Annotated in this window: 9 protein-coding genes; 1 reads left to right on the plus strand and 8 read right to left on the minus strand. The window is 45.1% G+C overall.

What is annotated here, in order from left to right; all coding sequences use genetic code 11:
- Positions 1-10: 10 nt before the first annotated feature.
- From OE749_RS13405 to glmU, 7 genes are all read right to left on the minus strand, one after another.
- On the minus strand, positions 11-1240 hold the full coding sequence (locus tag OE749_RS13405; protein ID WP_263712978.1) for an internalin: 1230 nt from the start codon (positions 1238-1240) through the stop codon (positions 11-13).
- A gap of 48 nt (positions 1241-1288) precedes the next feature.
- Complete coding sequence (locus OE749_RS13410) at positions 1289-3238, minus strand: Hint domain-containing protein (protein ID WP_263712979.1); 1950 nt, start codon at positions 3236-3238, stop codon at positions 1289-1291.
- A gap of 17 nt (positions 3239-3255) precedes the next feature.
- Positions 3256-6903, minus strand: a complete 3648-nt coding sequence (locus OE749_RS13415; RefSeq protein WP_263712980.1) for a PKD domain-containing protein — start codon at positions 6901-6903, stop codon at positions 3256-3258.
- A 532-nt stretch (positions 6904-7435) separates the two neighbouring features.
- Positions 7436-7696 (minus strand): hypothetical protein, encoded by a 261-nt coding sequence (locus OE749_RS13420; RefSeq protein ID WP_263712981.1) that lies wholly within the window; start codon positions 7694-7696, stop codon positions 7436-7438.
- 332 nt (positions 7697-8028) lie between these two features.
- A complete protein-coding gene (gene glmS / locus OE749_RS13425; protein ID WP_263712982.1) occupies positions 8029-9861 on the minus strand; it encodes a glutamine--fructose-6-phosphate transaminase (isomerizing) in 1833 nt (610 codons plus the stop codon).
- Between the two features lie 2 nt (positions 9862-9863).
- Positions 9864-10646, minus strand: a complete 783-nt coding sequence (locus OE749_RS13430; RefSeq protein WP_263712983.1) for a DeoR/GlpR family DNA-binding transcription regulator — start codon at positions 10644-10646, stop codon at positions 9864-9866.
- Positions 10647-10814: 168 nt separating this feature from the next.
- Positions 10815-12176 carry a bifunctional UDP-N-acetylglucosamine diphosphorylase/glucosamine-1-phosphate N-acetyltransferase GlmU gene (glmU, locus tag OE749_RS13435; RefSeq protein WP_263712984.1) on the minus strand — a complete coding sequence of 454 codons (1362 nt, stop codon included), beginning with the start codon at positions 12174-12176 and terminating at the stop codon, positions 10815-10817.
- A gap of 238 nt (positions 12177-12414) precedes the next feature.
- Here glmU and OE749_RS13440 point away from each other — a divergent pair, with 238 nt between their 5' ends.
- Positions 12415-13842, plus strand: coding sequence for a sensor domain-containing diguanylate cyclase (locus OE749_RS13440; RefSeq protein ID WP_263712985.1), 1428 nt, complete (start codon positions 12415-12417; stop codon positions 13840-13842).
- On the opposite strand, the gene OE749_RS13445 is transcribed toward OE749_RS13440, so the two are convergent.
- Positions 13814-14695 (minus strand): DMT family transporter, encoded by an 882-nt coding sequence (locus OE749_RS13445; RefSeq protein ID WP_263712986.1) that lies wholly within the window; start codon positions 14693-14695, stop codon positions 13814-13816. The genes OE749_RS13440 and OE749_RS13445 overlap by 29 nt on opposite strands.

Consider the following 14695-nt stretch of genomic DNA (forward strand, 5'->3'; position numbering starts at 1 on the left):
TCATGACTCCTTACAGTTCCAGCCATTGGCGGTCGTAGGTAATGATGCTGTTATTGCTGGCCAGCTCGCGGTTGCGGCAATACGAACCAATAGGATTACGTTTGCAGTAAGACACCGCATCCGCTAACAAAAATGAATTAAATAGCGAGTCATCACGGATGCTTTCCAGCTTGTTTTTGTGATTCGCGTCTAACTCATTTGCGTAGTAATTCAGTAGATTGTCTGCACGGCGATTGTCCATAATGGCTTGTACCCATGCTTCGCTAAGGTTTTTCGTTGCGAGTTTCGTTAGTACTGAACGACTTGGATACGGAGCATCTGGTAACAATGCGTTTAAACCAGGGCCTGAATGGGTATACGTGCTGGTGTACAGCTTCGCAACATTGTATTTATCAAGGCTGGTAAACTGATTGATGTAGTCGGTTTTAATGTAGTTAATGGTATTAGCAAAAATATCAAAACACGGCGTGGGATCTTCCATCGTACAATTAACTAATTGCTCAGGAATAACTGACAACAAACGGTTGGGATCGCCCCCCATTTGAATCGCCGATACGGTAACCTTGATATTCCGCTTTGTCTCTTCGTCTACTTTTTCGAGCGCGCCGCTCACACTCACTTTACCTACCCAATCTACATCGAGTTGACCGCCCCACTTCACTTTGTCTTCTTTGTTTTTGTACTGGAACTTCAGGTTAATCATAACCTGCGAGCCGTACTCAATCGCCGAGACAAATTCATTGCCGATGTTTTCGAACTTATCGCCAGGCGCATCATTAACGAGATTCATTGCCGCCTGCGTAGGTTGATAACCCGAGTCAGTGGAAGGAATAAGCATTTTCTTTTTAGGCTTTACTGACAAGTAGAGCGTGTAGGTGCCAGTGTAGTTATCTGCGGCGTTTTCCTTAGCGTAACTCGCACCGACACCCACTTTAATGGCAGGTACATCAAGTTGTGCACCAAGGTTGCCATCAAGCATGTTGGCCAGCTGCTCGTAACTCATGTCAACACCCACGGTAAAGTCTAACTCTGTGTTGCCATATTCTTGCGTTTCCTTACCGTTTACACTTTGAAGTGAATACAAGCCTTGTTTTTCACTGTGATAAGCGGTTCCTAGTGTGATTGTGTCGTTGCCATCGCCTGGTAATTCTGAATTTAACTGCTGTACATCATCCGAGGCTGCATTGGCCATACCCGTATAGCAAAGCGCCATAGCAAGCATAATAGGTCTAATCTGCATAAGTATTTCCTTGGAAGGACAGGCAGCAAGGCGCTGCCTGTAGAAAAGTTAAAGGCTATTGATGTAGTCTGTTTTCCATTTTTCAGGAAGCTGCTCTAACACTTCTTCTTGCGTTAGCGTTTTACCCTGATACTTGTAGTTGAATTTATCTTGCGCAGATAAATCGCCCACTAGCATGTTGTTTGCAAACATGCCAAGGTCACGCTTGCCAGAAAGCGTAGACTCTTTAGACGGCTTCAATTTCAGGTTGTAGATGTTATCTTTGTAGTACTCCGTTGCCACTTCGGTGACCAGCGCCGAACCCGATTTCGATAAAATGCGATCACCAGGCTCAAGTTCGCTGGCCCATACGATGCCTTTGTTTGACGTAGACACCGGATGGGTTTCTGTCATCAGAATACTCTCATCTCCCGTGTGAATACGGTACATTTGAATAGCTTCAATACCTACAGACACATCCACCACTTCCATCGCCTCAGCAGTCATGGCATTGTTTGCCTGCGCACCCATGACGAAATCACCTTCCTGAATTTTTTCAATTTCAAGCTGTGTGCCGTCAGCCATAGTGATTAGCGTGCCTTTTGCTAAACAGCTGTATCCCAGCTTAATTTTAGGAAGTACTGGCGTGTAGTAGTTACCAAAGCGTGATGCTTCTTCAGAGGTAATCGAGATTTGGAAGTTACTCTCGCGACCACCTCGACCGTGATTGAAGTAAGGGAACCCTTTAACTGCAAACGTAATATACCAGTTAGCCTCTGCAATATTTGAGAACAGCTTAGCATTGCCGAAACGGCCTTCCGCGCGTGGAATGTTCCAGCTAATGAGAGTTTCTTTTTTATCTGGGTCAACATCAAACTCTAAATAATCAGAGAAGCTCTTAATCGTGCCCTCTAACCCTTTATAGCTCTGCTTAGTCGCACCACCGTAATTGCCTTCTTGAAGATAAACGTTAGTGATTTCGTCAATACCATTTGGACGCTCGCCAACCGGTGTGTCAGTCGCATAGATTTGCGTTATTTCGTGACCCACAACAATTTGCCCTGCAAACGGAATGTTCACATCGGTAATTTCGTTTGGATCGCCAATTTGATCAGCTTTGTAGTCACAATCTGAGTGTGAACGGTTTAAACATACTTTAATCACCGCGTCGTTGTTTTGATCAACGGGGTGTGTTGCTGTATAGACCGGACGCCCATCATTCGCCACGCTGATCATTTTGCTATGGAAGCCATTTGTGTCTTCTTTAGACGCGGCCAATTGATTATACGCAGCGTCAATGTGTGCCCAAGAAAACGGATATTCCGTGTACTTGAGTGCTGACGTAAGTTTGCCATTCGCGTCTTCTGTCTCTACGTAAGAACTTGCGTAAATGGTGTCAAGATTAGGAAATTGTTGCTTCAACGTTTTAAGCGTTACTGTTGAAATAACCACTGTATTTTTACCGTCAAGTACGGTAAACGTGCTGCCCATTGGCGCAATTTGGTTACCGTTGGCATCTTCAAGCAATAAGTCGACATAGGTAGCCGTCGTACCACCAAATACCGAACTTTTCGCTCTGATAAGCAGGTATGGTTCAGCATTATCTTCAGCGACTGCCACGTTCATATCTAAGAACAAATGCGCGTTTTCGATAATATCCAGCTGTGCGGGATCGAGCTCCACTTCTTTTTCTAGTGCAGGAAATTTTTTAAGCTGTTCTTGCTGCGCTTTCAATTCCAACAAGCTGTTGTGCAGCTGCGGAAAGGTCTGCTCTGTTTTTCCTGCTTTTACGAAGCGCTCTTTCGCCAATGCCATATGAATAGGGTTGGTCATATCTAACTCACGAACCCCCAATTTATTGCGCTCGATGTTCACACGTTTAGCCACAACAGGGGCTTGCGCATACTCGTGGAGTGTGTGGTTTGACACACCCGCAACGCTAACGTTACTGCTGAGTGCTGCGCATATCGCCACAGACAATGACAGCGGCACAAATACGGACTTTTTGTTTAGTTTCATAATTTGATCTCTGTTAATTATTTACGTAGTTCTATGATGTAGTCTTCGATTTCACCGCTGCCGCCGTCATTGGCATAGTTAGAACACGGGTTAATGCTGTTGACTCGTGAAGCGGAGTAGTACTGCAGAACGCGCATTCTGGTCTGCAGGTTATCCCTCGGGATTAGGTTTGACGGAATCGTGAATGTGCTATTAACTCGACCAGTACCTGCATCGCCTACGGTCTGATCAAGTTCATTCGCTACACGCTCGGCTTTATTGTTGCGCCAGTCTCCGTCACCAAACTGACCATCGCCATTCAAGTCAATCCAGATATGGTAATTTTCAGCGTACGCGACGCCATCACTGTAGCCTGCAACAATTTCAAAATTGATAGGAGTGTCGGCTTGCAAAACGATTGGATTATTGGCATTGACAATGCCACCCGCGCTGCCATTACTTAGCGGGCCGACGCCTGCTACGGTCATGCTTTGAATATGTTCGTAAGTGGTTAACCCAGATGCCTCGCAATATTCCACTGGCTGATTGCGTTTCACCTCAATCGGAACAATCTTGGTTACGGATGTCCAAGGACCACTACTGGTCTTATATTCAATTTCCAATTTCGTCGTGTATGTACCTTCGGCGGTATAATGATGTTGTGTGTCTTCACCAAAGTTACGTGTGTAGGAAGTAGACTTGTCGCCGTCTCCAAACGTCCAATGCAACTCCGCGTTACGCCAACGGTTATGAGAGTGGTGCACATCTGGCGGTGTAACAGTGCTATTGTTGAACGTGGCAGTAAACGAACCGTTTTGATTCTCAACGACTGTCACATCGTATTGAGGCAAGTACCCTTGCTCTGCCACCTCTACTTGCTTAGCAATACTCACGCCCTGTGGGTTATCTGGATTTGTTAAAGTAAGTGTAATGGTGTAAGTACCATCGCTACCGTAGGTGTGATTGACATCTGGATCGGTTGCACTGTTGTTATCGCCAAAGTTCCAGTGTACCTGCGTACCCGCGGGCATTTTGCTCAACCCTGAAGTCAGCACTACCTGCCGGCCATTTACGACAGGGTTGAACTCAGCCTCAGTCACCGTAGTGAAGTTAACTGTATTTTCCCATCGAGCTAACTCGCGGTTGTCTGCACTTAGCGCTTTTGCAACAACATCATAAGCCCCCGATTGGCGATATTGGTATACAGGCGACGTTTGATTGCTTGTGCCACTGTTGTCACCAAAATCCCATTCCCACCCAGAAATGCGACCATCAAGGGTTTGGTTATTAAAAGTGACTTGATTTTGCTGACTTTGAACTTGAGCAGTGATGTCAAGCGTGGGAGGCGTGCTGTTGTCGGCAATTTTTAGTGTGTAGTCTTCGGCTTCACCCCATGTAAATTGCCCACATGCACTCGACAATAACCCAAACGATACCATCACCCTTGCGCGAATTTTAGTGCCTGGATCTCCGCTAACCGACAATGCCGTTGAGATGCTTTGCTTATCTGAACCGAAATAGGCGAGCTCTTCGGTTTTGTGGAATTGGCCGTCACCGTTTTTATCCAGCCAAATATAAAACTTCTTGGTATTGTTGGCGCTACTATCAGGTAACCCAGCCTTAATGCTCACGTTAAACTGCCCGCCATCAATTACGTCGATTTCTTTATGGCTAAAATCTGAATAGGGGCTACTGCCGCTGTCTTGTGTTTGGCCGTTCATCGTGACCGATTGAATGTAATAGCGGTCTTCGTTACCGCCAGATATCGTGCAGTAATCAGCCCACGTAGACACCGACAACTGAAAAATATCGGTGGAACCATCTGGCGCTGTGGCCTTCAAGCTCACTGGATATTCCCCTTCAGCACTGTATTCAAACGATGGATTGAAGGCATTACTGGTAGAATTGTTACCGTCACCGAACGACCACAACCACTGCCAGTCAGCGGTGTTGCTGTTGATCTCATCACCATTTAAACGCGTGTTATTGTGAAACGACACCGTTAAAAAGCGTGTTTCAGGTGTAAAGTCTGATTCCACACCATAATTAGCTGGCAATGAAATACCGACTTGCGCAAACGCCTTGCGAAGATGATTTTTAAGCTCATTGGTCAGCCATTTGCTGCCATCAGATTTACGCACACCATCTGCTGCCATTGCCGTAGTAGCCGATTGCAATTGGCTTTTTACGCACGATGCTGCTTCTTGGTAGCTAGAGGTGGCTGTCCAACAATAGCGGTTCGCATTCGCAAACACGATGAATCCATATTTGGGATTCCATGGATTGCTTTCTGTTTCACTAACAGACTGAGTGATCAAACGATGAAACGCTTTATTAAATACGCCACCGCCATGATGGGCACTGACGTTATCTTCCCAATCCTCAACGTGATCGATAGATTGCCCGTCTTGGGTAGGCTCATCCATATATCGAAGGGCAGCATTGGGCGTTTTATATGCCTCATAATTCGCTTTCCAATCGTTTTCTCCCAGCAAATAGAACTTCGCCGCCTCACCAGCAATATCAGAGAAAGACTCGTTAATTGCACGCGCTTGCCCTGTAAGCATTAACTTTTCAGTGCCGCTGCCATATTCATGGGTAAAACCGTGCGATAACTCGTGCGCCACCACATCAAGCGCTACCATTGGATAGAAAAGCTGATAGCCATCACCGTAATAGACCTGACCATCTTCATAAAACGCCTGATCCATATCTTGCCCAAAGTGAACATTTTGAATCACCTTGGTGTCACCCAATACCTTGGTATTGAGGTATGTTTGGTACATGAGTTGAGTCACTTGCCCGTGATAATGGGCATCATTGAGGGGTGAGTAAGCATTATTGGCCGTGCGTTGATTATTCTCGTTCTTGCCATCTGAGCAATCGTAGCTGAAGGTCGACGACGCAGGCGCGAGTTCATTTTTCGCATCGCGGGTGTCGACGTCCATTGCATTGAGGAAACACGTATTATTGTCGACGTGCACGACAAAGGTACGAAGTGGCAAGCTTCCATCATAAGCAGACTTGTCGTAGGTTCTGCCCCCCACTTTGATGTTTCCACCAGGGCCACTGCCGCCATCATTAAAATTACGGAAGAGCGCATCGAGTTCATCGATGATGGCAAAGTCAGAATCTAATATGGACACCTTCTTAACCATTGATGTAGATTGGTTGCCAACATCCGCCATCCATTCAATTTTAAATGCGAAGTGCGCCATGTGGTTATTATCAAGATATATAATTCGCTCAACCGATGATTTAATAACACGTTCAGGCAAGAGTTTATGATGAGCGAATACCGCCTCAAGCGCCCCCTCTTCCGATTTTTCCCAAAATGATTTATTGCTTTTTAAATCATTATCAAACTCGGTGACTACGTGCCCAAAACCCTCGATAAACTCGCCTTTTTTACCCGTTTTAATCACCACCTGATGATTCCACACTGGCAAATCATGATTAAACTGTTGATAAGTAAGGTATTGATGCTCTGATGAGTTTTGCTCTTTTAACAGTTTAAATGCGCCTTTGTTACTGTGTTCTGCCGAAGAAAGTCGTTTTCCAGAAGAAGACAATAACGCCTGCAATTCGTCTAGCTGGTCATGTGTAGAAGAGACCTGTGCAGCTTGCAAGGGCATATGACCAAAAAGTAACACGCCCACAGCGAGGCATATTTTATTCATTTTCATGTTTTCACTTAACCTTGTGTTCAAGTGTGCAATGACATGCGCGTTATAGATGAGACGCTTTGAATACAAAGCGCCAGTGCGCCCACTCGTTCCAACCGCCAAATGGAATATTTTTTACCTTATGATCGATAAAATAGAGAGTCAACACGCCCCCTTATGGAAAGGAATAAATTAAACTTATTTATTACTTAAGATTATGATTTAGAAAAAATATTAATATTAAAATAAATATTTCTTACGAAAATAATTCAGACAAAAGTAAGAAAATAGCTAGTAATAAAGCATTATTCGTTACATTTAACATGCGCGATATGTAACATTAATTGATGAGTAAGAATGAATGGCAGAATTGGGAGTTGAATTCGCAGGAGCTAGATTTGGGTGTGATTCAAACGTCTTATTTGATATCAATATACACGCACATGCAAAAGGACAATATTAAGACCGCAAAAAATATAAGAGACAGGTATGCCAAAGGCATATCAGGAGGTGTATGACGCTATAATGCGATTAATACGAGGTGATGTCTTCACTAATCGCCACCGCTGGAGTAATTAATACTGTTACCTCCCGAGCCACCGCCAAACGCTTGGCTCGCCCTCTTACCATCCTCCGCATCTTGCCCTCGATGGAGTAGCCAGATCCCCAATGGGCCAAACATAGGAAAGAGCCAGACGATCATCGTTTGAGCGACCTTCTGAAACCTATCTAGGTCATCTCTTTTAAAAAGCATGACGCTAACGAGAAGGTTTAAGAAAACCATTACCACAAGTAACGTCCAATTGAGATTCATATTTTAAATTACCTTTAGGTTTCGTATTTAGTCACTGATTTTTTTCACGGCCATGCCTGTACACTGCTTTGCAGCCCAGCAATTATTTACCAAAGGAGCAACGCTACAGGTTGTGTTTATTACCGCATCCGCACCCACTTTCACAGCTTTGGCTTTTCCATGAAACTTTCCGACTTAAGTACATTACTAATATATGAAAGGTGTTGACTAGAAAATAAGGCAAGCAGGAAGGACTTGCCATAGATGAACTAAGCTGAAATTCTACATAAAATATTCATCAGTGACAGCCTTGAGGGAGAGAGAACGAATAATCGCTCTCTCCTCCAACCCAATCACTCAACCGTTACTGATTTTGCTAGGTTACGAGGTTGGTCTACATCGGTGCCTTTGATAACGGCGACGTAATACGACAACAATTGAAGCGGTAAGGTGTAAACAATAGGTGCAATGCTAGATTCGCAATGCGGGACGTTGATGACGCGCATGGTATCATCGCTTGCAAAGCTCGCTTCTTTGTCAGCAAAAACATACATGATGCCACCGCGCGCGCGCACCTCTTCTACGTTAGATTTCAGTTTTTCAAGCAGTTCGTTGTTAGGTGCAACCACAATGACGGGCATTTCATCGTCAATCAGTGCGAGAGGGCCGTGCTTGAGCTCGCCTGATGCATACGCTTCGGCATGAATATATGAAATTTCTTTCAGCTTAAGTGCGCCTTCCATTGCAATCGGATATTGATCGCCACGGCCAAGGAACAAGCTGTGATTTTTGTCGGCAAATTCTTCTGCCAACTCTTCAATGCCGCCCGTAAGGGCCAATGTTTCTTCTAGTTTGCTTGGCAAACTATACAGACCAGCAACAATGGCTTTATGATCGCTGTCAGCCATCCCATTGTGCTTACCCAACGCCAAAGTCAGCATTAAAAACCCAGTCAACTGCGTTGTGAAGGCTTTAGTAGATGCCACGCCAATTTCAGCGCCCGCGCGGGTCATAAAGGCCATATCAGACTCACGAACCAACGATGAACCCGGAACATTACAAATGGTCAGGCTCGACATGTAGCCTTGCTCTTTTGCTAAGCGCAATGCCGCTAGCGTATCTGCCGTCTCACCCGATTGTGAAATCGTTACCAACAAGCTATTTGGGTGCACGAACGACTTGCGATAGCGAAATTCAGAGGCAATCTCGACGTTACATGACACATTTGCATACTGTTCCAGCCAATAGCGCGCTGTCATTCCGGCATGATAAGACGTACCGCAGGCAATAATTTGAATGTGCTTAACCTTTGATAAAATCGCTTCCGCTCCGTCACCAAAAATGCCTTCAACTAAATCATGCTCTCCCAAACGTTGTTGCAAGGTATTACGCACAACGGTGGGCTGCTCATGAATTTCTTTAAGCATATAGTGACGGTATCCGCCTTTGTCGCCTGCGTCATGTTCAACTACTGAATCCACCACTTCACGCTCAACAGGATTGCCGTCTTTATCAAAAATATGCACGTCACGACGGGTAATTTCAGCCACATCCCCTTCTTCAAGGAAAATAAAACGACGTGTAACAGGCAATAATGCCATTTGGTCTGAGGCGATAAAGTTTTCACCAAGACCCAAACCAATCACCAATGGCGAGCCAGAGCGAGCAACTACCACGCGAGATGGATCTTCACGATCCATGATCACGGTGCCATACGCGCCTTCAAATTTTTTCACAGCCGTTTGCACTGCGCTTAACAAGCTGTCGGCTGACGCCATTTCCATCTCAACTTGGTGCGCGATGGTTTCAGTGTCGGTGTCAGAGGTAAAGGTATAGCCTGCCGCCTTTTGTGCTTCGCGCAAAGACTGATAATTCTCAATAATACCGTTGTGCACAACCGCAATGCGATCAGACGAAAAATGAGGATGTGCATTGGCTTCAGTTACACCGCCATGTGTCGCCCAACGCGTGTGAGCAATACCTGTTTGGCCAGTGACGGGGTTTGCTTCAACAGCATCTGCCAACTCTTGAACTTTACCTGTGCGACGCACGCGAGTTAAATTATTGCTGCTATCAAGCAATGCCACGCCCGCAGAGTCGTATCCACGATATTCAAGGCGCTTTAGGCCTTCTAACAAGATTTCTACCACATTACGTTCAGCTACTGCGCCAACTATCCCACACATCACTACTCTCCTGATTTGGTTTTCTCATCGACGCAAATAACACGAACGCCATATGATTCAATTTTTGCTTTAGCAGCCACGCCGATGTCAGTATCCGTTACTAACACCGAAATTGCCTGCCATGGTAATTCTACATTCGGTATCTTACGCTGGAGTTTCTCAGACTCCGCCATCACAATCACTTCATTGGCCACCTCAGCCATCACTTGGCTTAACTGCGTCAGCTCATTAAAGGTTGTTGTACCTTTTTCTAAATCTAAACCCGCTGCGCCTAAAAATACTTGGTCAAAATTGTACGCTCGAAGCATAGATTCTGCCATTTTGCCTTGAAATGAATGCGATTGAGGATCCCATGTTCCCCCCGTCATCAGCACCTTGGGCTCGTTCTCTTGCTCTAAAAGCTGATTAGCCACATGCAACGAGTTGGTCATTACCACCAACCCAAGCTTAGTTGCGAGTTCTGGAAGCAGCGCCGCAGTTGTACTGCCACTGTCGATAATAATCCGGTTGTGATCACGAATCAGCTTCGCTGCCTCAACGGCGATACATTTCTTTCGTTTTGAAACTTTCTCGCTCGACATTTCCGATGCGGTTTGCGGTAACGGCACAGCCCCACCAAACTTACGCATTAGCAAACCATTATTTTCAAGCTCGGCAAGATCTTTACGGATGGTTACTTCTGAGGTGCTAAATACATCAGCCAACTCATCAACTGCCACCTCGCCTCTTGCATTAAGGCGCTCAATAATGGCACGACGACGTTGTTGTGTATTTCTTTTTTGCATTATGAAACTCAAACTTACGAATTGAAACTTATTTTATCTTTATAATTTCGAAATGCAAGTTTAAAATTTCACCATAACGTGGGTGTCTAGGAAAACTCTCAAACAAAAACAACAAAGCCAGCGTTTTACCGCTGGCCTTGATAAACATATAGAGCGTGCAAACAACGCTTATGATTTCTTAACAGGGCGCTGCCAACCTTGCATATTACGCTGCTTATTACGCGCTATCGCCAGCTCTTCATCACCCACTTCTCTAGTCACTACTGAGCCAGCCCCAACTGTTGCGTTGACACCCACCGTCACAGGCGCAACCAATGAACTGTTTGAGCCAATGAATGCGCCATCTTTAATAATGGTCTGAGACTTATTCACACCATCGTAATTGCACGTAATGGTGCCCGCGCCAATATTCGCTTTTTCACCCACAATGGTGTCGCCCAAATACGTAAGGTGGTTTGCCTTTGAGCCTTTACCCAAAATGGTTTTTTTCATTTCAACAAAATTGCCCACCTTCGAAGACGACTCCATTACCGCACCTGGGCGCAATCGGGCAAATGGACCAACCGAACAGTTTTCGCCAACATTAGCGTGTTCAACTATGCTGTTTGCTTCAATCACTGCACCAGCTGCAATATCGCAATCAATCAAGTGGCAGTTCGCCCCAATACGCACATTGCTTCCGATGTTTACATTGCCTTCTATTATAACGTTTACATCAATGAACACGTCTTGGCCCACAGTCACTTTGCCACGCACATCGAGTCTGGCTGGGTCGGCCAGCGTTACGCCTTCCATCATGAGCGTATTGGCTTGCTCTCGTTGATAAGCACGCTCGATATTAGCCAGCTGCATGCGATTATTAATGCCTTCCACTTCAACCGCTGTATCTGGATGAGCCGCTTTGATAGTTTTTCCCTCTTTGGCAGCCATTTCAATCACGTCAGTGAGGTAGTACTCACCTTGCGCATTATTGTTATTTAGCGCACTCAACCAGCGCTTCAAATCTGCACCGGCCATCATCATCATGCCGGTGTTAATTTCTTTAATTTGCCTTTGCTGTTCTGTCGCATCTTTGTGCTCAACAATAGCAACAACATTGTCTCCGTCGCGAACAATGCGCCCCATTCCAGTAGGATCTTCCAGTTCGACAGTCAGTAGGGCAAGATCAGCACTACGTTTAACAAGGATTAAACGTTGCAGAGTATCAGGTTTAATCAGTGGTGCATCGCCTACCAAAATCAACACATCTTCATTGTCTTTAATGTGTGGCACAGCTTGTTGAACCGCATGCCCTGTGCCGAGCTGTTCACTCTGCAAGCACCACGATAGTGCTTCATCAGACAATCGCTCTTGTAGCTGATCACCACCATGCCCGTAAACAAGATGCACATTCTCTGCACCAATCTCTCTGACCGTGTCGATAATGTGTTTTACCATGGGTTTGCCTGCAATTGGGTGAAGCACTTTAGGCAAAGACGACTTCATGCGGGTTCCTTTTCCAGCCGCAAGCACTACTACAGAAAATGTCATAACGAATCCTGAACAATGATAATTTGGCGTTTATTCTACAAGAGAGTACCGAAACTTCCAGACTCGTGTCGCTGGTACGCGTAGTTTTATGACCCATTGTCCCTACTTTTTATGGGTATTTACGAGAAAACCGTATTTTTATTAGGAAGTTCCCTTCAACTTTGTTCAATTTAACGACACAAACAGATATAATTCGTACAAAAGGAATGCAAATTCGCAGTGAATAAATGGATCTTAAGTGAGTAATTTTAGAAATTTGCATCGAAGTATTCTTGCACTGTTCGTTGTTGTAGTTATTTCGATCGTTATTCTTGCACACTTTAGTGTGTCAAAAATCGTGGCTGAACAGAGCCGTGCGCATCAGCGATCAATTTCGCCCGCTCATGCACTCATTGTAGAGCATTTGATGCAGCCGCTTCATATAGCGCAAACCTTATCTAAGTCTCAAGAAATTAAATCGTTGATGCAGGCCGACGACATCGACGAAGCGGCTATCTACAACACATTAAGCCGGTTAAATCAGGAGTTTGGCTTCCTATTTTTCATTGCCAGTGAAAAAAATCGTCAGCAATATTATTCAGATCGCACCACGCACACTTTAAAAGAAGGCGAAGTCAGCTGGTATTTTAAATATAAAGACGTACCAGATTCGGCCATAGCAGACATTGGCAAATGGGAAGACACCCACTTTTACATTGACATAAAGATTTTTGACGACGATGGCCGCTTTTTAGGTTTTTTCGGTACAGGTAAAAGTTTGCAAAGTTTCATTGAGCTGTTTTCGTTGTATAAAGCGGAATATGGATATGACTTCATCTTTACTGATCAGCAGCGCAATATCATGCTTTCATCAGATCCCTTGCTTAATGCCAGAAACTCGACCTTTACGAACCTAGAAAACCTACCATGGTTTCAGGATTTAAAAGCCGACAATGAGGCGATTCATTCTTTGAACAATACTCTGGTTAAAGTAGACGGGCACGACTACCTCATTGCCGAAGTTAATATTGCACCGTTCAATTGGACATTACACCTACTTACACCGCTACAAGCTCGCCAAGTTGAAATCAGTCAGGGGTTTATTTTTAGCATCGTTACCTTATTGGTCATTATATTTGTCATGTTCATGGTGATTTATCATTTGTTGTATTTCTTCAAACAAGACATGCACAAAAACATGCAAATGGATCCTCTCACGCAATTGCCCAACCGCGCAAAGGTAGAGCTGAGGTTTGGTGAACTCCAAGAACAACATGTACCAATGAGTTGTTTGTTGGTCGATTTAGATCATTTTAAATCTATTAACGACACGTACGGCCACAATACAGGCGATCAGGTATTAGTAAAGGCGGCTGAGGTGCTGCAAAATTCCATCGGTGAAGACGATATAGTCGGCCGTTGGGGTGGAGAAGAGTTCGTGATTTTACTGCCGAACACCGATCCTAACCGAGCTTATGAAGTGGCACAGGCACTTCGCCAAAATGTCGCCAATATGAATTTACATTCCGACAAGTTCATGATGAAGGTCACGGCCAGTGTGGGCGTATCATACAGTCACGCCCCCAACAGCTTAAAAGAGCTAATAGCATCTGCCGACGATGCGCTTTATCAAGCAAAGCGTGATGGACGTAATCTGGTTAGGGTTCAGCTTTTTGACGCTGCTTAATCACCCCAGTGGTAAGTGAAACACCAAACATGATGAGCAGTGCGCCAATGACGATTTGGCTGTTAATGGTTTCTCCCAGAAAGAGCATCCCCCACATAACGCCAAATACAGTGACCAAGTAACCAACAGACAATGCTTTGGTAGGCCCAACATTCGCGATAAGACGGAAATACAAAATATAAGCGAATGCACTGCATACCACCGCCATAACCAACACTTGTAACCACGCAGAGGTTGATGGCATTACCGCTGGCCATGTAAGAAACGCTAATGGTGCCAGCGCCGTTGCTGCGAAGATTTGGCTTCCTGTTGCAATAGCCAAGGCATTCACGCCGGCCAACCATTTGCGTGTATAGCAAACAGCAATACCATAAGAGCACGTTGCCCCTAATGCAGCCAGAATTGGCATAATGGCTAAATAGAACGAGTCAGCTGAACGCGCATTGGTGGTAACCAGCACCCCAACAAACCCTAGCACTAAACCGCCCACAGCCCACAACGTAAGCTTTTCTCGCAACCACAAAAAAGCAATAAGCGCACCGAACATGGGAGCAGTAGCGTTTAGGATTGCCGCAAACCCTGCACCAATCTGAACCGTGCTATAACTGAATAAACAAAAAGGTAAGGCAGTATTAATCACCCCAAGAAATAGCAACTGACGCCAATAGCTCGTCACCGTTTTGACTTGCTTGGACATCATTAAAAAAGGCAATAGACACAGTGCTGCAATGCTGGTTCTTACCGCAACCAGACTAATTGCACCAAATTCCGGCGTGGCCGTACGCATAAATAAAAATGAGCTGCCCCAAATTGCAGCTAATAACACGAGCTCAAATGCATCTTGTAATCTCAA

It is taken from the genome of Fluctibacter corallii, from assembly GCF_025751585.1.
In the GTDB taxonomy this organism is placed as follows: domain Bacteria; phylum Pseudomonadota; class Gammaproteobacteria; order Enterobacterales; family Alteromonadaceae; genus Fluctibacter_A; species Fluctibacter_A corallii.

Excerpts from the sequence above, each read along its gene's own strand:
- OE749_RS13405 (WP_263712978.1), bottom strand. The coding sequence starts at position 1,240 with ATGCAGATTAGACCTATTATGCTTGCTATGGCGCTTTGCTATACGGGT.
- OE749_RS13410 (WP_263712979.1), bottom strand. The coding sequence starts at position 3,238 with ATGAAACTAAACAAAAAGTCCGTATTTGTGCCGCTGTCATTGTCTGTG.
- OE749_RS13415 (WP_263712980.1), bottom strand. The coding sequence starts at position 6,903 with ATGAAAATGAATAAAATATGCCTCGCTGTGGGCGTGTTACTTTTTGGT.
- OE749_RS13420 (WP_263712981.1), bottom strand. The coding sequence starts at position 7,696 with ATGAATCTCAATTGGACGTTACTTGTGGTAATGGTTTTCTTAAACCTT.
- glmS (WP_263712982.1), bottom strand. The coding sequence starts at position 9,861 with ATGTGTGGGATAGTTGGCGCAGTAGCTGAACGTAATGTGGTAGAAATC.
- OE749_RS13430 (WP_263712983.1), bottom strand. The coding sequence starts at position 10,646 with ATGCAAAAAAGAAATACACAACAACGTCGTCGTGCCATTATTGAGCGC.
- glmU (WP_263712984.1), bottom strand. The coding sequence starts at position 12,176 with ATGACATTTTCTGTAGTAGTGCTTGCGGCTGGAAAAGGAACCCGCATG.